The sequence below is a fragment of the Megasphaera paucivorans genome, from assembly GCF_900103535.1.
GTDB classification, from domain to species: Bacteria; Bacillota; Negativicutes; order Veillonellales; family Megasphaeraceae; genus Megasphaera_A; species Megasphaera_A paucivorans.
Window position 1 is genome coordinate 147,643 of record NZ_FNHQ01000002.1, and the last position, 21,195, is coordinate 168,837.

General features: G+C 41.0%; 17 protein-coding genes and 1 riboswitch. Of the genes, 8 read left to right on the forward strand and 9 right to left on the reverse strand.

Annotated features, from left to right (window positions below; all coding sequences use genetic code 11):
• Positions 1 to 233: 233 nt before the first annotated feature.
• The 5 genes from BLR11_RS01960 to BLR11_RS01980 all read right to left on the reverse strand — a co-directional run bounded on the left by BLR11_RS01960 (position 234) and on the right by BLR11_RS01980 (position 5,926).
• A complete protein-coding gene (locus tag BLR11_RS01960; RefSeq protein ID WP_091647710.1) occupies positions 234 to 935 on the reverse strand; it encodes a uracil-DNA glycosylase in 702 nt (233 codons plus the stop codon).
• A gap of 8 nt (positions 936 to 943) precedes the next feature.
• A complete protein-coding gene (locus tag BLR11_RS01965; RefSeq protein ID WP_091647712.1) occupies positions 944 to 2,542 on the reverse strand; it encodes an ArnT family glycosyltransferase in 1,599 nt (532 codons plus the stop codon).
• An 8-nt stretch (positions 2,543 to 2,550) separates the two neighbouring features.
• A complete protein-coding gene (locus tag BLR11_RS01970; RefSeq protein WP_091647714.1) occupies positions 2,551 to 4,098 on the reverse strand; it encodes an ArnT family glycosyltransferase in 1,548 nt (515 codons plus the stop codon).
• Positions 4,098 to 4,691, reverse strand: coding sequence for a DedA family protein (locus BLR11_RS01975; protein ID WP_091647716.1), 594 nt, complete (start codon positions 4,689 to 4,691; stop codon positions 4,098 to 4,100). Before BLR11_RS01975 ends, BLR11_RS01970 begins: the two co-directional genes overlap by 1 nt.
• Positions 4,692 to 4,816: 125 nt before the next feature.
• Positions 4,817 to 5,926, reverse strand: coding sequence for an acyltransferase family protein (locus tag BLR11_RS01980; protein WP_091647718.1), 1,110 nt, complete (start codon positions 5,924 to 5,926; stop codon positions 4,817 to 4,819).
• Positions 5,927 to 6,168: 242 nt separating this feature from the next.
• On the opposite strand from BLR11_RS01980, the gene BLR11_RS01985 reads away from it, so the two are divergent.
• Positions 6,169 to 6,879, forward strand: coding sequence for an MgtC/SapB family protein (locus BLR11_RS01985; protein ID WP_091647720.1), 711 nt, complete (start codon positions 6,169 to 6,171; stop codon positions 6,877 to 6,879).
• Between the two features lie 77 nt (positions 6,880 to 6,956).
• On the opposite strand, the gene BLR11_RS01990 is transcribed toward BLR11_RS01985, so the two are convergent.
• From BLR11_RS01990 to crcB, 4 genes are all read right to left on the reverse strand, one after another.
• On the reverse strand, positions 6,957 to 8,144 hold the full coding sequence (locus BLR11_RS01990; RefSeq protein WP_091647721.1) for a M20 metallopeptidase family protein: 1,188 nt from the start codon (positions 8,142 to 8,144) through the stop codon (positions 6,957 to 6,959).
• A gap of 115 nt (positions 8,145 to 8,259) precedes the next feature.
• Complete coding sequence (locus BLR11_RS01995; RefSeq protein WP_091647723.1) at positions 8,260 to 11,358, reverse strand: efflux RND transporter permease subunit; 3,099 nt, start codon at positions 11,356 to 11,358, stop codon at positions 8,260 to 8,262.
• A 7-nt stretch (positions 11,359 to 11,365) separates the two neighbouring features.
• Positions 11,366 to 12,619: an efflux RND transporter periplasmic adaptor subunit gene (locus BLR11_RS02000; RefSeq protein ID WP_091647725.1), complete on the reverse strand. Its 1,254-nt coding sequence runs from the start codon at positions 12,617 to 12,619 to the stop codon at positions 11,366 to 11,368.
• A gap of 203 nt (positions 12,620 to 12,822) precedes the next feature.
• Complete coding sequence (crcB, locus tag BLR11_RS02005; RefSeq protein ID WP_091647727.1) at positions 12,823 to 13,200, reverse strand: fluoride efflux transporter CrcB; 378 nt, start codon at positions 13,198 to 13,200, stop codon at positions 12,823 to 12,825.
• Between the two features lie 53 nt (positions 13,201 to 13,253).
• Positions 13,254 to 13,327, reverse strand: a riboswitch (Fluoride riboswitch).
• Between the two features lie 111 nt (positions 13,328 to 13,438).
• On the opposite strand from crcB, the gene BLR11_RS02010 reads away from it, so the two are divergent.
• The 7 genes from BLR11_RS02010 to BLR11_RS02040 form a co-directional block, all read left to right on the forward strand.
• A complete protein-coding gene (locus BLR11_RS02010) occupies positions 13,439 to 15,025 on the forward strand; it encodes a ClC family H(+)/Cl(-) exchange transporter (RefSeq protein WP_091647728.1) in 1,587 nt (528 codons plus the stop codon).
• Positions 15,026 to 15,213: 188 nt separating this feature from the next.
• Positions 15,214 to 16,017, forward strand: coding sequence for a peptidoglycan-binding protein (locus BLR11_RS02015; RefSeq protein ID WP_245675050.1), 804 nt, complete (start codon positions 15,214 to 15,216; stop codon positions 16,015 to 16,017).
• A gap of 232 nt (positions 16,018 to 16,249) precedes the next feature.
• Entirely contained in the window at positions 16,250 to 17,623 is a 1,374-nt protein-coding gene (gene glmU / locus BLR11_RS02020; RefSeq protein WP_091647730.1) for a bifunctional UDP-N-acetylglucosamine diphosphorylase/glucosamine-1-phosphate N-acetyltransferase GlmU, read from the forward strand.
• A 76-nt stretch (positions 17,624 to 17,699) separates the two neighbouring features.
• Complete coding sequence (locus BLR11_RS02025; RefSeq protein ID WP_091647732.1) at positions 17,700 to 18,665, forward strand: ribose-phosphate diphosphokinase; 966 nt, start codon at positions 17,700 to 17,702, stop codon at positions 18,663 to 18,665.
• A gap of 24 nt (positions 18,666 to 18,689) precedes the next feature.
• On the forward strand, positions 18,690 to 19,250 hold the full coding sequence (gene pth / locus BLR11_RS02030; RefSeq protein WP_091647753.1) for an aminoacyl-tRNA hydrolase: 561 nt from the start codon (positions 18,690 to 18,692) through the stop codon (positions 19,248 to 19,250).
• A 197-nt stretch (positions 19,251 to 19,447) separates the two neighbouring features.
• Positions 19,448 to 20,131, forward strand: coding sequence for a FadR/GntR family transcriptional regulator (locus BLR11_RS02035; protein WP_091647734.1), 684 nt, complete (start codon positions 19,448 to 19,450; stop codon positions 20,129 to 20,131).
• Between the two features lie 186 nt (positions 20,132 to 20,317).
• Positions 20,318 to 21,195, forward strand: an 878-nt coding sequence (locus BLR11_RS02040) for a dihydroxy-acid dehydratase domain-containing protein (protein WP_176762836.1), incomplete at its 3' end; no start/stop codon positions are given.

A 21,195-nucleotide genomic window follows, 5' to 3' on the forward strand; every position in this document is an offset into this window, starting at 1 on the left:
CGCGGGGCTGCATGACAGCTGACGGTCGTCCGACCATGGTATTCCCCTTCTTTGGAAAAAATAATTTTATTATTTAAACGTAGTACTGATTATAAGCAATTATTGCTATAAATGCAAGCGTTTTTAGGGAAATAATATTGTATACATTCATTTTTTAATAAAACAATAAACAAAATAAATGATTTTTAGATTTTAATCACAAAAAGCTAAAAATGTAATTAAATATATGCATTTTAATCATGCCTATTCTGCCCTATCCATTCAGTAAATTGCTGGCGAAATTTGCCGGCACCGCCGTTTGCGGGATGACGCATCAAAGAAACATCAAAACCCGCTTGGTTAAGAGTAGTAAACGCTTTTTTACCGACAGTGCCAATAGTGATATTTGTCGGGCACAGTTGCAGTAATTGACGTGTATACCCTAAACCGTCCATTAATTCTTCTTCTGTTGGCGTACGGTTTGTAAACGGCGAGTTTTTATGGGGATGAAAAGGGAATATATTCCATAGAAGAACTTCTTCAGGAGATAGTTCATTATCAATAATAGAACCCCAGACATAGGTATCGGTTGGTTCATTCATTCCATCGCGGTGTTGGGGAAGACTTGTCATAAACGGGCAGTTGGGATGACTTGTACGGAGTCCTGTATGTCCTAATACCATCGTACTGGTGATTTGCTTATGTTTGTTTAAGAGCATGCGTTCACAAGTAAGAGCAATTCCAGTGAAACGGCAGCCTTGATAGCCGGCGGCTTCAGCAATAAAAAGATATTTAGCGTGGTTTATACGGCGCATTATATATTCTTCCAGCTGGCAGCTGCGAATATGTGGGGCATCGGGGCTGATGTCGCATGTATCATCATATGCCGACCAGGGGTTGAAAACTTGGCCATGTTTATATTTTTTTAGATCTTCTATGAAAGCAGAAATTAACATGGTACCTCCTAAAGATTTGTATATAAGCGATAATTTCCGAATTGGCCGGCAAAACGTGTTTGTGAAATAAAAATAGAATGTTCGTATTCTGTATAAAACTTTTCAGGAACTAGAATAGATAGAGGGTCTTTGCGCTGTAAAGATTGCAGCAGTGCATACGGATCTTCTTGTTTATATAAATGTTTTTTTGACCACACGTTACTGCGATGCAATGCGGCATTTTGATCTGTTCCCGGATTCTCGACAAAGGTAGCAGGAATCCCACTGTAATAGACAAAAGATGTTCGAAATTCTCCATAAAAAAACAATTTCCCTTTCATGTGGTCGGCAGCGGGAAGCGCATTATCGGCAGAACGGTAGGAATAAAAAGAAGTCAATCCCTGCTGCATGATAATACTATAAATAATGATAGTGCTTATCGTGATCAAGACCGGTATCGCAGGGTAAGCCCGCTGCCATTGTGAAAATACTACCATAAGTATACTTAAAGGAATACATATGTAAAGCCACCACCAATTGCCCCAAGAAACGAAAAAAGAAGCTGTAAGCAGGAGAAGCCAGTAGAAAATGGCCGGACCTGTAAGAATAGTCCATAATTTGCGGGAATCTTTATTATATATATCCTGAATTCCTAATGTACCCAATAAAATAAGCGGTATATTTGCAATATAAGAATATGTAGGATATTTAGTGGCCATACAGGAGTAAAAAAGGAGTGTTCCCAATGTCCATACGGTCATAAAAACGTATTCATCAGAACGACTCCGCCTTTTCCACAGAGCGTATAGGCAGGGACCGGTCCACGGTAATAGACTCACGGGAATGAGAACCAGATAATAATACCATACATTCATTTGTGGATGCTCAGAAACGGTGGCGCGAACAACATTATTAAGGCCAAGGAAGCCATCAATAAAGGCTTGTCCATGTAAGTTATACATAATTCCGTACCAAGGAAGCGCCAGTATGAAAAATATAAAAATCCCCCAGGGATTAAAAATTCTTTTGCCATATACGGCATTACGACACAGTGCTGCAAAAATAAGAAGAAATAGTCCTGGCAGGACAATTCCTACGGGGCCTTTTGTAAGGACAGCACCCGCTGCCATGGCATATGCAGCAATCATGTAACGTGATTTTCCCTCGGTCAAGCCGATATAAGAGAAAAACATGGTTCCAGCAGTAAAGAAAAATAATAGTTGATCTGTAATAATAGAATGGCTGATAGCCCATACTTCCAGAGATGTAGCAGTCATAGCGGCAGTTAATATAGATAATACCGTATTTTTGGTACGGCGCATTGCATACCAGGAGGTAATCACAACGGAGGCCATTCCAAATATTGCCCCCGGCAGACGTGAAGCAAAATCTGTGAAGCCAAACACGGTATAGGCTAAGCTAAGCAGCCAATAGATAGCAATTGGCTTATCATACCAATAAATTCCATAAATTTGCGGAGAAATCCAGTTGCCCGACAGGACCATTTCTTTGGCTGTCAATGCATAGTTTGATTCAACCGGGTCAGTGACTGGCAATGCAGAATTCCCTGAGAGAAAAAATGCCAGACTGATGACAGCCAGGCATATAAATATATAACGTCTTTGCATGAAACCTCCTAAGGGTGGTTAATTACAAGAATTTGTGTTGATGTCTCGGCAAGTACAGGATACTGCTGTAAAATCGGATATCGTGAACATAGTCGTCTATAATAGGACTTAGTCATCAAATAATATGTTTTATCAGGATGAGCAAAATCTTCTGCTTTGGCATGATTCCATTCAGTTCCGTATATGTTGCTGTAAAAAGCCATTCCGGGACGAACGAATTTGTCTATATATATAGGGGAAAATCCATCGTATACTTCTACTGTTTTTTGTGCCATAGGACGTATTGTAATATATTCTTCCAAAGAAGGCAATACGATTCCAAAGGCGCTGCTGATGAATAGCAGCATAGTAACTACTACAGCTCCTATTGCCGCTTGCCATTTTCTTTTATATAACAAGATGGCGGGTACGATCGTTAATATGGCAAAAAAAGAGGATCCCCATAGTATAGCCGGTTTAAAAAACTCAGCGTCTTGATGCAGCGGAAGTGCATTGCAGGCTATAAATAAGATGCAGAAAAAAATCATGGTCCCTATCCAAAGTTTGGGTAGATGATTTTCAATTCGGGTGCGGTATATATACCAGCCGATGATATATGCTGCTGGTGGAAACATCGGAGCAATATAGGTAACAAGCTGGGTTTTAGAAATAGAGAAAAATATAAAAATAAAAGATGCCCAGATAAGGCAAAAAGATAAAATATCTTTAAATGGATCCTGTCTTTTTATGCATCTGGCAATAGCGGGTATGATAGCACCGCTCCAAGGCATCATGGATATTAATAAAATCGGAAAAAAGAAAAAGTAATTATTTTGTCCGGGATGTTCCGGAGCAGTAAAGCGTGTAATGTTGTGATAACCGATAAAAGTGTCCAGAAAAGGTTCACCGTGAACATGATACATCAGTATGTACCATGGCAATCCAATCAGAAACGCAATACAAATTCCCTGTGGAATTTTCATGGTTTTTAAGAGAGACCAATGGCGGCAAAAGATAATATAACAGAGCATGATTAAGGCTGGGAATCCATAACCGATAGGGCCCTTTGCCAATAAAGCAAATCCACAGAAAGCATAAGCCCAATAATATTTTTCCTGATAAAAAGATACCATAGCAACGGTTAAGGTAAAAAGCAGTGTCATATCTGTAATCGAAGCCTTGCCGATATAAATAAATCCTAAACTGGTTAACAGTACCAGAGAAGAGGTAAACGCAATTTGCTTATTAAAGATATTTTTCCCCTGAATATATACGTAGCCTACGGTAATCATTCCTACAAGTGCACTTGGCAGCCGGGATGTGTAATCGGAAATTCCAAATATACTATAAGATATCATTTCCAGCCAATAAAAAAGAGGTGGTTTATCATACCAAAAATTGCCGAAAATACGAGGGGAAAGCCAATCGCCAGCAAGCAGCATTTCTTTCGCAGTTTCACCGTATACGGGTTCATCAGGATCAATTAAAGGGGACATTCCCAGAAAAGAGAACAGTAAGAGTGCTGACAAGAAAAATAAGAAAAGGCCATATTTGTTTTCTTTAATCCAATATTTCATTAGGACTGCCTCCGATGTCGATACTGTTTCCAAAGTAATCCGATGGCAATCAACGCGCATATAACGACCATTGCGATAAGCAATTCATGATTATATTGAATTAAATCACGCCAATGGCTGCCCAAAACGGAACCGGCCCAAACAAGCAGGAAAGTCCAAGGAATGGTTCCGATAATGGTATATACTACAAATTTTATAAAAGGATACCGGGCGACTCCGGCGGGAAATGAAATGAATGTTCGTACTCCCGGAAGGCATCGGCAAATCAATACTGCCATTCCGCCATAGGTATTGAACATTTTTTCCGCCATAATAAATTTATGCTCATTAAAAAATATATATTTACCATATTTTAAAAGAAGCGGACGACCACCGTATGCGCCGAGCCAATAGCTTAAAACGGAGCCGGTGACCCCGGCGAGGCAGGCAATAAAAAAGGTAGTCCAGAACTCAAAAATATTTTGTGAAATAAGAAAACCTGCGAAACCAAGTACTACTTCACTGGGAATGGGAATATTCGCATTTTCGGCAACCATGCAAAAGAACATAGCAATGTAGCCATACGATTCCATCATTTCCAATAATACATCCATTCGATTCACTCCTGTTCAAAAAAACAATTCATACTGAATAATTTAACAAATACTATCATAGCACATTTGAGCCGTTAGATAAAATAAAATCAATATGCGCATTATACGCATATAGCAAGCGAGGATCACTGGAAATAATGCTTTGTGTTAAAACAGCGAAGATGTATCAATGCATATTTTGCCAACATATACGCATACACTAATACCAGACTGCAAAGAAAAATAAATTTTAAACAACTGGGAAGTGTGAGCGGACGGATAAACCACGCCATATTTTGCAGTAATGTTTGGCTGAGAAAATAGACGGGATACGATAGGGAAGCGGCAGTAAGAGTAAGTTTATTATTCTGATTTCCCCAGGAAGCAAACGCGGCGATGCACGCCAGCAGGCCTGTCATTGATAAAATTGATTCAATAGCGGGAAGCGTATGAAAAAATAAAAATGGTAAAAATACAGCTGTTCTGGGATAAAAACATAAAACATAAAACAAGGTAGCAATTGTAAAAGGAATCAGCCAATGCAAAGACGGGACATAGCCTTGTAGTGTAAACCAGCGATGCTTGAAAGCATATATTCCTAATATAAAATATAATCCGCAATCGGCTAGATGGATTGGCTGAAAATTAAGTAGGTAGGCTATGTGAATCCAGTGATTTCCAAAAAAATAATGTAAGCCGTAGGACGCGGCGATGTCAATGGAAATAATCAATATCACGATAGCCGGAGATAGAGCGGCAGCGGCATTTCGCTGAAGGATATGCGGACGAAGTTTTTTGGCGGCCATAAGAAATATGAAAAATAACAGTAGGAGACTTAGAAACCAAAAGGGACCCTGCTGAAAGCATTCCTGCCAAAAATGTTCCGTATAAAAGGTTATAAAATTCATATCCGGAGTAGTCTGCAGTGCCGCCAGGTAAGCTAGTTCAGGCGTTAGAAAAAGACAGCCGAAAAGCCAAGGCAAACCGATACGGTGCCACTTTTCCTTAAAAAATGGGTTAAAGAGGCGAACACGTAACGAAGAAGCCCCGAAATAACCGCTGATAAAAAATAAGATGGGAAGAATAAGAGATTCTGCCCAAAGTGCAAACATATCAAAACCTATATTGCGTTCACTTTCTATAACATATACATGGGTTGGTAAAAAAATCATAAAACCAGATGCTGCATTATACAATACAGCCAATATAATCATAGCAGAACGTAAATTATCTAAATAAAAAATTCGTTTTCCCATGGTACCGTTCCTTTCTGTAATTTATTAATTTAGTTATAACATAAAATCGTTTAAATGTCTTATAGGAAAATCAAATGATATAAAAAGAATAAAATACAAATTTTACAACGCTATAAGCAATTCTTAAAAAAAGTAAAACATTGTTCGTTTTATGTAAGTTGCAGTTATCATACTGCTGAGCTATAATACAAATTATAAGGTGTAGGATAAGGCTGTAAAAAGTTGGGGGAGGAGTCGCGGCGATGATAACGACTATAGCAAGTATTGTTCGATTATGTATAGCCGTAATCCTGGGAGGCATCATTGGATATGAACGGCAGGCACAGAGCAAGTCTGCTGGATTGCGTACCCATATTCTTGTTTGCCTGGGGTCGTGTCTGTGCATGATTATTTCTATTAATATCGCCATGGATATGTATTTTCAATATGGCATTACCAATTCAGATCCTGAACGTATTGCGGCACAAGTTATTACCGGTATCGGATTTTTAGGAGCAGGGACTATATTAGCGAACCAAAAGGAACGCAATGTCAAGGGACTGACGACGGCGGCAAGTATTTGGGCAGTTGCCGCTGTCGGACTGGTTGTCGGAGCGGGATATATCGTGACAGCGGTAGCTGCGACTTTTTTGGTATTTATTGTATTGACTATTTTTATCCGAGTGGATGATTTGGTGCGCCGCCATAGAGAACGACAATATACATTTCATATTATTATGCGGAATACGGTAGGCCAGTCTCGGCGACTTGCTGATTTTTTTAAGAAAGAAGATATTCAAGTTGAATCTTTTCAATCTATTGCTGCGGAAGAACAGCCTCGTGCAGAACTTATAGTAAGTGTGTCAACCTTTCGCGATGTACATGAAAATAAAATTATTTTAGATTTATTGGCATTGAAAGGAATAGAAGAAGTGTATACAAAACCCAGTGACGGCAAAGAAAAAGATATGTAAGATATAGAAATATCCTCCCAGCATGCGGGAGGATATTTTTATAATAGAAGATATAAGTATGGTTTGAACCTGTACGGTTAATAGGATGTAAAATAATATATGATATTGATCATTGTAGTGCACATGTATTTTAAGGCAGCACTGTCCCATTGAAAATCTGATGAATGATGAAGTTCAACGGTACCGCTGTTTACACCGACATAATAAAACGCACTGGGAACCGCAGCACTGAAATAGGCAAAATCTTCTGATCCGGAGCTTCTGTCCTGCGGAACTACTTGTATAAAAGGAGTGCATTTATCTTTTAAAATAGAAGCGACTTTGGCTGTTGTGCGGGCATCGTTTACGCATACGGGTGCAAATGGTACGATTTGCAGTTCATAAGTGCCGCCGTAACAGGTTGTGACCGCATTTAGAATATGTTTCATCTTTTCTAAAATAAGAGTTCGTTTGGATTCATTATAGGTACGCAATGTTCCTTTAAGTTCAGCAGTATCGGGGATAACATTAGGATTAAAACCTGCTTGGAATTGACCAAAGGAAAGTACAATACCATCACCGTCCTGTCGGCAATTATATACATAAGACTGTATTTGCTGGAGACTATCGACGCCCATTTGAATCGGACTGATGCAATGAGATGGCTGGGAACCGTGTCCTCCTTTTCCGTGCAGCATAATTGTAAAATCATCGCAGGAGGCAGTAATGCCGCCGCTGCGTATACTTACTTTTCCTTGAGAAAGTCCGCCGGCTACGTGGAGACCTATCGCATAATCCACGGCTGGTTTATTTAATATACCGGCATCTATCATGCGGGCAGCTCCGCCGCAACCTTCTTCAGCCGGCTGGAAAGCTAAACGGATTGTCCCGCGAAGGCAATCCCGATGTTGTGTAAGAATCTTGGCGACACCGAGAAGATTTGCTGCGTGGCCGTCGTGACCACAGGCATGCATGACTCCTTTTTTTAAAGAAGCATATGCAATGTCAGCCTTCTCCGTAAGAGGCAAGGCGTCGATATCGGCACGTAAAAGGATAACCGGACCGGGAAGTTCTCCGCGGATAAGACCGGTAACTCCGGTGCCGGCTATAATTTTTGCATCTTCTATTCCCATGAGCGATAACTCTTGGAAAATCATTTTACTCGTAGTATATTCCTGATCACTCAATTCCGGGTTGGCATGAAAATATTCACGCATTTCCATCATATATGGCAGAACCTTGCGTACAGCTTCTTCAATATGGAATGTTGGTTTAAAACTATCCATGAATGTACCTCCTTAGTAAATCGCTGTTTTTATATAATTCTATATCGTTTTGTGAATATCCTGCTGAAAATAATAAATAAGCAGTTTGTGGTTTTCATTATTGTGGAATAAAGAATCAACGATTAGTGGAGTTTGTTTTTCTTAGCAGGGGCAGACGGAATTTATGATTTTCAAAGAATAAAAAGATAATAGGAATAATAAGCAGTGTAAATACCGTCGATGTTAAAAGTCCTCCAATGACAACCACGGCCATACTGGAGCGGGTTTCCGAGCCGGCGGTCATGGAAAGAGCGGTTGGCAGCATCCCGACGACCATTGTCAGCGTTGTCATAAAGATAGGCCGCAGTCGAACCCGGCCGGCCTCAATGATTGCCTGTCTTGCCGGCATGCCCCGTTCCATTAAGGTTAAGGTATAATCTAGCAGCAGTGTACCGTTTTTGGCAACCAGACCATCCATAACAAGTATGCCAATGAGAGAATAAAGATTCAAGGAGTTATTTGTCAAAAACAAGAAAAACAGAGAACCGATGAGGCCCAGTGGTAAGGAAAACATACGGATAAAAGGTGTTTTTACTGATTCATACAAAATAGCTAAAATCATATAAATTAAAATCAGTGACAAACCTAAAGCCATGGTTAAATCCTTGAACGTGTCATGCATTTGATCCGCTTGACCGGTAAAACGATAAGAAACTCCGCTCATATCTGTAGAAGATAGATGTGACTGAATATCTTTCATCGCTTCGCTCATTGGCCTATCTAGAAGGCTTCCGCCTAAAGTAATGCTGCGTTCCTTGTCGGTCCGACGAATCGTAACGGGACCTGTTTCTGCTTTGACATTAGCTACATCTGAGATGTATATGATATGGCCAGCGGCGTTAAGCGGAATTTTTTCCAAGTCAGAAATACGGAAACCATCAGAGCCTTTTAAACGAACATAGATATCGGTATCATTATTGTCGTTTTTGATATCGTTGGCTAGTACGCCGGCTTTTTTACCACTGATGGCATTGGAAAACGTATTTGTAAGGTCGTTAATAGAGGTACCATAATGTTTTAACTTTTCTCGGTCAACGACAAGCCGGTATTCCGGCATACCTTCTTCGTAACTGCTGCTTACGTCGCGCACTCCGGCAATGTCATTTTTCATCATATCCATGACGGTATAAGAAGTGTTGGCGAGCTGTTCATTGTTTTTACCCCGCAGTTCTAAACGGAGATTGCCGCTGCCGCCGCCGAATCCTCCGGATACACCGGAGACAGACGCTTGATTTTCTTGAACTCGCACATCTCCATCTAAAATATGCTTAGCAGCAAATTGTCGTACCGTATTTGTAATTTGCCAAATAGTGCGGGAACGATCTTGACGATTTTGAAGTGTGACTTGGATGCTGGATTCGTTTAAATTCTTGCCTCCGACCATAGAGGTATAGTAGGTAACCTCAGGGATAGAAGATAAATATTTTTCCAATTGCTGCGTAACTTTGTCAGTGCGATCTAAATTTGCATTTGTAGGCAGCTGAATAGAAATGCGAAAACCCGATTCGTCTGTTTGAGGCATAAATTCTGAACCAACTAACCCGGCAGGAATTAGTGCAACAGCTCCAAAAAAACATATCAATACAGGAATAAAAAGTTTTTTGCTGTTATCTAGTGTCCATGTTAGAAGGTGAGTATAATTATCACGGGCCCATTTTTCTAACGCATCCATTTTATGCCATATAGGTTTATCTGGTATTTTCAAGCCTAAGCGAAAAAGACGCGAAGCTAGCATCGGTGTCAATGTAAAGGAAACAAATAGAGAAAATAATGTAGCAAAAACAATGGTCAGACCAAACTGTTTGAAATACTGCCCAACCATACCTGTCATAAAAGCGATCGGCATGAAAACGACAACATCACAAAGGGTAATTGCAATTGCGGCCATACCGATTTCCATTCGGCCATTCAGGGCGGCTTCTTTAGGCTTTTCTCCTTTCATGAGATGGCGGTGAATGTTTTCCAAAACGACGATAGAGTCGTCTACTAATATGCCGATACACAAAGCCATACCCATGAGAGACATCATGTTGAAAGTGAAATTTGCGATATACATGATAAAAAAGGTAGAAACAAGTGAGGTTGGAATAGCGATCATAACAGCAGCTGTGGAACGCCATCCGCGCAAGAAGAAAAATAATACAAGGCCTGTAGTAATTAGACCTTCTATCAGGGTGTGGAGTGTATTGTTTAAAGAATTGCGGACATAAGAAGCCGATTCGTTGGTAACTGTAAAGGTGTAATCCGGATTATCCTGCCGCAGCAGCTCAATTTTTTTATTGACATTATCAACGGTAGAAACAACATTTGCGTCACTGTTTTTATAAACTACCATGACGACTGCGTCATCGCCGTTGACCCGGGCATAGCGAGTTACCCGCTGATCCTGTCGCCTGATGGAGGCTACTGAGCTTAGCGGGATTTTGGTCCCTTTGACATTTGGAATTTGAATATGGGAAAGTTCTGATTCATCCATAAATTGTGCTTTTACACGAACATCGGTTGTCGTATCGTTGGAATAAATAGAACCGGCCGGCATGAGAACGTTTTCATTTTGCAGGGCATTGACGACTTCTGTTAACGTCATATCATAATGCACTAACTTATCCTTATCGATTTCAACGGCGATTTCTTTATCACGGCCGCCATTCAATTCAATTTCTGAGACGCCATCGGCTTGCTGCAGTACATCTTGGAAGTCATTTTCAGCTTTTGTATATATATCATCTAAAGAGTGGTTGGACTGTACCGCAATGAACATGATAGGAGTGGCATTTATATCACGTTTTATAACAACGGGGTCATCGATATCGTCGGGAAGCTTACTGCGTATGGAATTCACTTTTTTGGTGGCATCGATAGCGGCATAGTCGGCATTTGCTGAAAAATCTAATTCTAATGTGATCCGGGCTTGACCATAAGACGCCATAGAAGTTATATGTTTCAAGTTAGATACAGAAGATAAAGCATCTTCAATCGGTTTTACAACTTGTTGTTCAATGGATTCGGCATTAGCGCCGGGATAATTGACAGACACCGTTACATAGGGCGTATTTAAAGCTGGCAGAAGTTCGACACCAATGCGGTAAAAACTAAAAAGTCCAAGTACGACAAAAAAAGCGACAATCATACAAATGCCTATAGGGCGGTTGATAGAAAATTTAGTTAAATTCATGATCCTATCACCCGACTTCCTTTTCTATAGTCACGTTTGTGCCATCTTTTAAGCGGGCGGTATTGGAAGTCGCAATAAGATCACCATCGGATAATCCTTCCAGAATTTCTACATATTCATCATTGCGTAAACCGGTTTTTACTTGACGTATTTCAATTTTATTATCAGCAGTAATTATATATAGTTTGCTGATGCCGTTAATTTCCAACAAGGCGTCTTTAGGTATGTACAGCGTGTTTCTGCGTTGTAAAACTTTTACAGAAGATTGAGCAAACATGCCGCCGCGCAAAGAACCATCTGGATTATCCAATGCAATGCGTATGATGTACGTCTTTGTTGTTGTATCCATTGTTGGACTGACATAGGTAATTGTTCCGGTATAGGTGTTTGCCAGCGATTCAATAGAGACAGATACAGGAATGCCTGGTTTTATTGAAGCGACATCAGCTTCCGATAAGGGGCAGTCAATATAAATGCCGCTGTTATCTGTAATTGATAAAACCTTCGTGTTAGCAGGGGCCATGCTGCCGACTTCGGCATTACGGTAACTGATAATTCCGGCACGCGGTGCGCGTATAATTAAATCATCACGTTGTTTCTTCATACTATCGATAACATACGCCGCTTTCGCTTGTGCTGCCTGTTTGCTGACAATTGCAGCCGGCGTATCACCGACATTTTGGGTTTGTAAATTATCTAACGTTGATTTTGCAGCAATAAGAGCTTGATATACCGTGTCCAAATCTTTTTGGGAAACAGCCCCTTCATTCTTTAATACAATATAACGATTATAATTCATTTGGGCAACTTCATAATCTACCTGTGCTTTCTGCAATTCTGAAGAAAATTGTGATTCAGCTGTCCTGGCATCGGCGGCAGCTTGATCATAGGCCGCTTGATCTTGATTAATCGTTAATTCTGAATCCATTGTATCTTGAACCAAAAGAACCTGTCCGGCGGCGACGGTGTCCCCAAGGTTTACATTGACTTCGACAATTTTTCCGGCATATTTTGGAGATAAATCAATTTGGGCAATAGGGACTGTTTCTCCGGAAAATGAAATCTTTTTCAACATATCTTTTTTTGACACACGATATGCTTGTACGGAGGCTTCCATGGGGTCACCTTTTACTTTAGTTGCGGCATTATAATGACTGTACATGTAGATTGCAGTAAAAGAAAATAATAATATAATACCAAAAGCAATTAATTTATTACGTTTACTTTTTACGAGTTGGTGCGGTAATCGAAATAACGACATGAAAAATCCCCCTAATAATAAAATACTATTTATCATACAGATAGTATACCTTATATAGGTTATAAATTCTTCATAATTTGTAAATATTTGTAATTTTTTTTAAAGATTAATTTTGCAAGTATAAAAAATAATTTAATATTGAAGATACAGGTGGTTTTTAGTTAAATATAACGTGTACTATAATTGGTAGATATATGCTGTGTTTAATATAATAATGCGCCGGCAACGATGCCAAGCCAGCAAAATAAAAAAGCACCGACAACATTCAAACCGCCGTATAAGAGGCCCAAGGCCATTTCATTGGCACGAATAAAAGTGAGTAATTCCATATTAAACGTAGAAAATGTGGTAAAACCACCAAGTATACCTGTAACGACAAAAAGTTTTATAGCAGCAGGCAAATTCATGTGAGAATTAAAATACATCATAAGAAAACCAATAAGAAATGAGCCGACAACATTGACAAATACAGTACCGTAAGGAAATAAAATACCTCCATGCTGATTTGCCAGAAGCGTGACTCCATAACGTAATGCTGCTCCGATTCCGCCGCCGATGGCAACAGCTAATAATTTTTCCATAATTCAGATCCCCCTAGAAAATTAAGTATAAAAAAAATGCTGATATTCCTACTGTAATAGTAGAAGTCATCAGCCAAATGGCAGTTTCGACAGAGTGCCGCGGGAGACATTCATTCCCGTTTCATATAAATAACAACAATCTTAATTTTAGCGGCAAGAAGCACTATTGTCAACACGATTTTTATGAATGTGTGTTATAATAAAATAAATTTTGTTTGATAGGATGGGGTAATTAGTTATGCATATACAAAGACCGCTTATTTCAACAATCCAGGCATTGAATCATTGGCCTCGTTTTCGTCTGCGGCTGTTTTTTGAAGGAATTGCTGTTGGAACGATTTCCGGCAGTATCATTAGCTTTTTTCGTTGGGCATTAGAGTATACAACTCATTGGAGAGAAACGATTTATGATATGCTGCCGAATGCAGGAATAATAGCTAACTTAATATGGTTTCTTGTTTTATTGCTGGCCGCATTTCTATTGTATAGTATCAGCCAGTACGAACCCATGGCGTCGGGAAGCGGTATACCTCAGGTGAAGGGGGTTATTTTAGGCCGGATTCGCATGCGGTGGCTGCGGATTCTCTGGGTAAAGCTTATTGGCGGAATTGTGGGAATCGGGTTAGGTTTATCCTTGGGACGAGAAGGACCTTCTATTCAAATTGGAGCAGTTACGGCTCAGGGGTTAAGCCGCTTGCTGGGACGTCTGCGAATGGAGGAACGTTATCTTATTACTGCCGGAGCCAGTGCCGGTTTGGCGGCAGCCTTTAATGCCCCGTTAGCGGGAGTTATGTTTGCTTTGGAGGAATTGCATCGGAATTTTTCCGGAGTAGTATTGGTACCGGCTATGATGGCAGCTCTTATGGCGACCATTGTGTCCCGTATCGCCTTTGGTTCGGCCTCTATTTTTCATTTTGGCAGTTTGCCGCCGTTTCCCATGAATTATCTATGGCTGATTGTTGTACTATCCATCATTAATGGCATGGCAGGGAATATATTTAACAAAGGGTTGTTGGGTGTACGTTCTTTTTATGAGCTTCCCGTATTTTTTCATCCGTATATTAAGATTGCGTTTGCCCTTGTTACGGCAGGTGTGCTGGGGTACTGCCTGCCGCAGGTACTGGGCGGTGGAAATGAATTAATCAATCATTTATCAGAAATGCCCTTGTCCATATCTTTATTCGGACTGCTGCTTGTGGGAAAATTTTTGTTTACGTTAATTAGTTATGGATGCGGTGTACCTGGCGGATTTTTTTTACCTATGTTGGTTATCGGAGCACTTACCGGTGGTGTCTTAGGTATTGTTTTTATAGAATTAAACCTTATTCCAGCGATATATTTATCGGATATTATCGTTATCTCCATGGCTGCTTTTTTTGCGGCTTCTGTGCAGGCACCTGTTACCGGAACTATTCTTATTATGGAAATGACCAGTTCCTATGACCATTTATTGGTATTATGTATTGCTTCTATGGTAGCATTAGTCTCAGCAAGACTTTGTAAAGGCGAACCTATCTATGATTCCTTGCTGTATCGGCTGCCGGAATTTAAAAAAACTAATATACCTGATAATGAGCGGCGTAATGTTGTAGAATTGACAGTCGAAAGCGGCAGTTCTGTTGATGGTAAAAGTGTGGGCAGCATTTCATGGCCCGTGCATACGGTATTAGTAGATATCAAGCGCGGAGATAAGCAGATATTACCGGATCAGGAGGTGCATCTGCGAGCGGGAGATTATATTTATCTGTTGACGGACCATATAGGTGCGGCAGAAAACGTTAGAAATATGGTGGAACAGCAAATGTATAATAATTATAAAAATTAGTACCAGGTACTAAAATCAACTTATAAAACATAGATATAGTCTGGATGATGATGGAAACAGCATGAAAGAACGAAGAATAAAAATGAATAAAATAATGAATAAAAATACATTTTTTTGACTTATTGCTGAAATTTTGTTAAAATGTAATTGCTTGTTGTTAAAGCGTCATTTTTCAAAGAGGTGGTAATTTGAAGAAACGTATGATAACGATATTGATGATGTTGTTTGTTTTGTCGATATCCTCTGTCTCATTTGCGAAACTTGAACAAGGAATGAATAGCCCGGAAGTTCAATATATGCAATATATGTTGATAGATGCAGGGTACTTAAGTAATGGTGCGGATGGAGTGTTTGGCAGTGGTACGCGAGCCGCTGTTCAGCAGTTTCAGTCCGATCATGGCTTAACTGTGGATGGTATTGTTGGAAATCAAACACTGGCTGCATTGGTACAAGCCGACACTTCAGCGACGTCTGTTGTTTTTCGTCGCGGCGATTCTGGTGATGCGGTTCGGGATATTCAGACGCGTTTATCCAATAATGGGTATAGTGTAGGTACAATCGATGGTATCTATGGCGGTGGTACGGCAAATGCTGTTAGTACTTTTCAGTCTAGTTTAGGACTAGCTGCAACGGGGATTCTCGATGTTCGGACGGAACGTGCTCTGTATGCTTTGGGAAATAGTGCTTCGTTGTCTTCTAATACTAGTGCGGGTGGACAGGAAATTGTCATGCAGGCAACTGCCTATTCGGCACATGATCCTGGGAATAGCGGGTATACCGCAGGCGGACATGCATTGATACATGGACTTGTTTCTGTGGATCCCAGCGTTATTCCTTTAGGCACAAAGTTATATATTGAAGGGTATGGATATGCGGTAGCAGATGATACAGGCGGTGATATTACTGGTACGCGCATTGATTTGGGAATGAATTCCAATTCGGAAGCAATGAATTTTGGCAGAAGAGATGTAGTAGTTCACATCTTGGGATAAGAGCACATATAAAAGGAGAGGCTGCAGCCTCTCCTTTTATATGTGCTGAGGTGAAAAATTGTATCGGCAGTAATAAATAATATTGTATATATGAACAGGTTGTAAAGTGTTAAATCATAAGATAGTTGGGGTAATTCTGCAGACAGCTTAAAAAAAGTATATATTTTAAGTCGGTTTTGTGGTATCCTGATAAAGAAATTGTTGTAGTTTTGATTTCTGGGGAGGATTTGGAATGAAAGAAACCATTGCACTTATATTGGCGGCCGGAAAAGGAACACGAATGAAATCCAAGCTGCCAAAAGTTTTGCACAAGGTGGGTGGACTGCCTATGGTAGAACAGGTGCGCCGTACAGTACAGAACGCGGGGACAATAAGACAAATTGTCGTCGTTGGTTTTGGCGGCGAGGCTGTACAGGAATATCTAGGAGATACAGCGGAAACTGTTATGCAGAAAGAACAGTTAGGAACGGGACATGCGGTTCTTCAGGCGGAAGCACTATTGAAAGAGGAACAGGGAACACTGTTGGTTACTTGCGGTGATACTCCGTTGGTTACGTCGGAAACATTTGCATCTCTCATGGCTTGTCATGAACAAACACATGCGGCAGCTACGGTCCTAACCGCAATTATGCCGGATCCCACGGGTTATGGCAGAGTTATTCGCGATCAGAGCGGACAGGTTGTGAAAATAGTAGAACAAAAGGATGGATCACCGGCAGAATTGGCAGTATCGGAGGTTAATGCCGGCATTTATTGCTTTGATATGCCGCTTCTGTGGGATATGCTGCACCGTGTAACGAATAAAAATGCTCAGGGAGAGTACTACTTGACTGATATTATCGGAATGCTTGTTGCCGAAGGCAAGACCGTTAGTGCATTTGCTTCGTCAAATTATAAGGAAACATTGGGAGTTAACTCTCGGATGCAGATGGCGGAAGCTGAGAGTGTTATGCGGCAGCGAAAACTGGAGCAAATTATGACTGATGGGGTTACTGTTATTGACCCGGGGAATACGTACGTTGACATGTCTGTTTTTGTTGGCCGGGATACAGTACTCTATCCGGGAACTATATTGGAAGGAAATACGGTGATCGGTGAAGGGTGCCAGATAGGTCCATATGTTCGTTTAACTAATGTGCAGATGGGAAATGAAGATCATCTGCAGTTTACCTATGCCCATGATTGTCAGATTAAGAACGGCTGTGAGGTGGGGCCTTTTGTTCATTTCCGGCCTAATACTGTTATTGGCAATCAGGTGAAAGTTGGTAACTATATGGAAGTTAAAAATTCTGTTATAGGAGATGGGACAAAACTGCCACACTTGAGTTATATAGGAGATAGTGATGTAGGCAGTGGTGTTAATATCGGATGTGGTACGATAACTGTAAATTATGATGGTAAAATTAAACATCGTACAACGATTTCCGATCATGCATTTGTGGGATGCAACAGTAATCTTATAGCGCCGGTCGGCATCGGAGAGTACGCTTATGTAGGAGCTGGATCTACTATTACAAAAGATGTTCCGGCCAGAGCGTTAGCGGTAGGACGGGCTAGACAGCGCAATATAGAACAATGGGTGAAAGACGATACATATAAAAAATAGAAATACTATTATGTACGTATGAAACAATAAATGATAGAATACATATAGAAGACAACTAATTTGAGGAGGATCTATCATGTCATATGAAGATGGGAAAAAGCTGAAAATTTTTACAGGAAATGCCAATCCGGCATTGGCCAAGGAAATCGCTGATTATTTGGGTTTAGAATTAGGAAAAGCGTTTGTTGGTAAATTCAATAATGGTGAAATTCAGGTCATGATCGATGAAAGCGTTCGCGGTAAAGATGTGTTTATTGTCCAGCCGACGAGTGAACCTGTAAATGATAATATTATGGAATTGCTGATTATGGTGGATGCGTTAAAGCGTGCCTCAGCAAGACATATTACGGCAGTTGTTCCCTATTATGGTTATGCACGTCAGGATCGCAAAACTCGTGGTCGTGAACCTATAACATCCAAGTTGGTAGCAGATTTGATGAGCACCGCTGGTGTCACTCGTATGGTTACGATGGATCTTCATGCCGGTCAGATTCAAGGATTTTTCAATGTTCCTGTTGATCATTTGGCTTCGGCATCTATTATTGCAAAATATATTAATCAGAAAAAATCAGAAAGTGATATGGGTGATATTGTTGTTGTATCTCCCGATCTTGGCGGCGTGACACGTGCCAGAGACTTAGCAGACCGTGTAGGTGCTCCGATTGCTATTATAGAAAAGCGCCGTCCCCGTCCGGGTGTAGCAGAAGTGATGAATATTATTGGTAGTGTAGAAGGTAAGACCTGCATTATTGTTGATGATATTGTTGATACAGCAGGATCCTTATGTGAAGGGGCCAATGCATTGAAGCGCATGGGTGCAAATAAAGTATATGCTTGTTGTGCTCATGCTGTATTAACAGATCCGGCTATTGAGCGTATTAGTAAATCTCCTATTACGGAATTGATCATTACCAATACCATTCCTCTGGCAGAAGAAAAAAATATTGACAAAATTACGGTTCTTTCAGTTGCACCTCTTCTTGGAGAAGCCATTATGCGTATTTTTCATGATGTTTCTGTGAGCCGCCTTTTTGATAAATAGTATAGGCGGTATATAGCATTGAATATGATAGTAGGTCTGGGAAATCCCGGACATGAATACGAAAAATCAAAACATAATACGGGTTTTCGCGTTGTAGATGAATTAGCTGCTCAATGGCATGTTACTGTGTGGCAAAGCAAAATGAATGCAGCGGTTGCATCGGTGCCGATAGATGGAAGAAAAATACTGCTTGTTAAACCGCAGACGTATATGAATAATAGCGGAGATGCGGTGGGAGCTCTTATGCGCTGGTATAAATTGGCGGAAACAGATGTCTATGTTATTTATGATGATATGGATTTACCTGTGGGAAAATTACGTATTCGTACCACTGGCAGTGATGGCGGGCATAATGGAATTAAGAGCCTTTTTGCCAATGGCGTGCGGGATTTTATTCGCTTCCGAGTAGGTATTGGCAGACCGCTTCCGCATCATGATGTGATTGATCACGTTTTGACTCCGTTTCCTATAGAACTGCAAGAGCCGTATCAAAGGGGAATAAAAGCGGCGGCTGCGGCTGTAGAAGGATGTTTAGAGCTAGGAATAAGTAAAGGCATGAATCGCTTTAATTCGACAAAAAAATAAATTTGTTTTTTGCAAAGTTGCAAAAAATAGTTACGGATCAGCGCTGTTTACGCATTGATAAGCAGCGCTGATTCTGTTTCTCGAGATAACGTGATGTCCAGGTTCGTTCTTGCATTGGCCCCCGTGTGTATTCTATGCTATACTTGACATGAAACTGATACGGAGTATGTATTATATAAATATGCAGCAGGGGGATTATGATGCCTGATAATAGAATACTGGCGCAGAGCATTGCCGATGATATTATGGCAATGATTACGATACAAAAGCGATTTAAAGTGGGAGATAAACTGCCCAATGAGAACGATTTTTCCAAGGAATTAAACGTTAGCCGCAATACGCTGCGTGAAGCGATACGTATTTTAAATACGTATGGTATTTTAGAAATTCATAGGGGAAAAGGGACCTTTGTTACTGCGGCTGCGTTGAAAGGAAAAATGAATGCGGAATTAGATCCGGTTTCATTTGCTAAAATAGATATAAAAGATCTTTATGAAATTCGATTGATCCTAGAGCCATCGGCAGCCTATTTAGCAGCAAAGAGAGGTACGGATGCGGAAATTTCAAGAATTGTTAAATTAGGAAAAGTCATTGAAGAAAAAATTTATAAACATGAGGACCGCACTAAAGAAGAACATGCGTTTCATACAGCTATTGCGCAGGCGACACACAATAAATTCATGAATAATATGATTCCTATATTACATGAAGCGATTTTGAAAGGGGTTGTTCTTTCCCATATTCATGGTCGTGTAGCGGAAGAAACAGTTGCGGATCATTTTATGGTAACGGATTTCTTGAGCCAGCGAAATGCGGAGGGAGCAAGAGATGCTATGCGGATACATATACTTCATGCGATACGTTCTATGGAAATTCAATAATAAAAAGGCATTATCAAGACTCTTTTGGTAATGCCTTATATTTTTTGCTCATATTGTTCAACAACTGATTGACATTCTACAATTGCTTTTTTATAATGCAAGTATAGATGTTGAACAATGAGCTTGCAATGTTCAACATGCGCGCGCTTTTCTAGTATTCAAGTGTATATAACGGAGGAAATCGATATGCGGAGTGATATAGTAAAAAAAGGAAGTACCCGGACAGCCCATCGGACGTTGTTCCATGCCATGGGGTATTCGGACGAAGACTTGGAAAAACCGTTGATCGGGATCGTCAATGCATTCAATGAAATTATTCCGGGGCATATGCATCTGCGGGAAATCGCCCAGGCGGTAAAGCTTGGGGTTGCGGCAGCCGGCGGGACGCCGATCGAGTTTCCGGCGATCGGGATCTGTGATGGGATCGCCATGGGCCATGACGGTATGAAGTATCCGCTGGCCAGCCGGGAACTGATTTGCGATTCTATCGAAGCCATGGCCAACGGCCACGCCTTCGACGGATTGGTCATGATCCCGAACTGTGACAAGATCGTGCCCGGTATGCTGATGGCGGCAGGGCGGGTAAATATCCCGGCAGTGGTAGTCAGCGGCGGGCCGATGCAGGCGGGACGCTATAAAGGCAAGGATATCAGTGTCAGCACAATGTTTGAAGCCGCGGGGAAGCTGGAATCGGGACAGATTACGAAAGCGGAAATGGCAGATATGGAAAATAAGGCCTGCCCCGGGTGCGGGTCCTGTGCCGGCCTGTTCACGGCCAATACGATGAACTGCATGACGGAAGTATTGGGGATGGGACTGCCGGGGAACGGGACGATCCCGGCCGCCTATTTCGGAGCGCGGCGGATCCTGGCCAAGAAGGCCGGCGCAGTCATCCTGGATCTGGTGAAACGGGACATCAAGCCGCGGGATATCATGACGCAGGAATCCTTCGAAAATGCCATTGCTGTAGACATGGCGATCGGCGGGTCGACGAATACGGTGCTGCATCTGCCGGCCATCGCCCATGAAGCAGGAATCAAACTGCCGCTGCAGAAGTTCGATGA

What these genes read in the sequence shown, in the direction of transcription:
- pth (WP_091647753.1), top strand. Translation starts at nt 18,690, where the DNA reads ATGATAGTAGGTCTGGGAAATCCCGGACATGAATACGAAAAATCAAAA.
- BLR11_RS01965 (WP_091647712.1), bottom strand. Translation starts at nt 2,542, where the DNA reads ATGCAAAGACGTTATATATTTATATGCCTGGCTGTCATCAGTCTGGCA.
- BLR11_RS02010 (WP_091647728.1), top strand. Translation starts at nt 13,439, where the DNA reads ATGCATATACAAAGACCGCTTATTTCAACAATCCAGGCATTGAATCAT.
- BLR11_RS01985 (WP_091647720.1), top strand. Translation starts at nt 6,169, where the DNA reads ATGATAACGACTATAGCAAGTATTGTTCGATTATGTATAGCCGTAATC.
- BLR11_RS02025 (WP_091647732.1), top strand. Translation starts at nt 17,700, where the DNA reads ATGTCATATGAAGATGGGAAAAAGCTGAAAATTTTTACAGGAAATGCC.
- BLR11_RS02000 (WP_091647725.1), bottom strand. Translation starts at nt 12,619, where the DNA reads ATGTCGTTATTTCGATTACCGCACCAACTCGTAAAAAGTAAACGTAAT.
- BLR11_RS02035 (WP_091647734.1), top strand. Translation starts at nt 19,448, where the DNA reads ATGATGCCTGATAATAGAATACTGGCGCAGAGCATTGCCGATGATATT.
- glmU (WP_091647730.1), top strand. Translation starts at nt 16,250, where the DNA reads ATGAAAGAAACCATTGCACTTATATTGGCGGCCGGAAAAGGAACACGA.
- BLR11_RS01960 (WP_091647710.1), bottom strand. Translation starts at nt 935, where the DNA reads ATGTTAATTTCTGCTTTCATAGAAGATCTAAAAAAATATAAACATGGC.
- BLR11_RS01990 (WP_091647721.1), bottom strand. Translation starts at nt 8,144, where the DNA reads ATGGATAGTTTTAAACCAACATTCCATATTGAAGAAGCTGTACGCAAG.
- BLR11_RS01975 (WP_091647716.1), bottom strand. Translation starts at nt 4,691, where the DNA reads ATGGATGTATTATTGGAAATGATGGAATCGTATGGCTACATTGCTATG.
- BLR11_RS01980 (WP_091647718.1), bottom strand. Translation starts at nt 5,926, where the DNA reads ATGGGAAAACGAATTTTTTATTTAGATAATTTACGTTCTGCTATGATT.
- crcB (WP_091647727.1), bottom strand. Translation starts at nt 13,200, where the DNA reads ATGGAAAAATTATTAGCTGTTGCCATCGGCGGCGGAATCGGAGCAGCA.
- BLR11_RS01970 (WP_091647714.1), bottom strand. Translation starts at nt 4,098, where the DNA reads ATGAAATATTGGATTAAAGAAAACAAATATGGCCTTTTCTTATTTTTC.
- BLR11_RS01995 (WP_091647723.1), bottom strand. Translation starts at nt 11,358, where the DNA reads ATGAATTTAACTAAATTTTCTATCAACCGCCCTATAGGCATTTGTATG.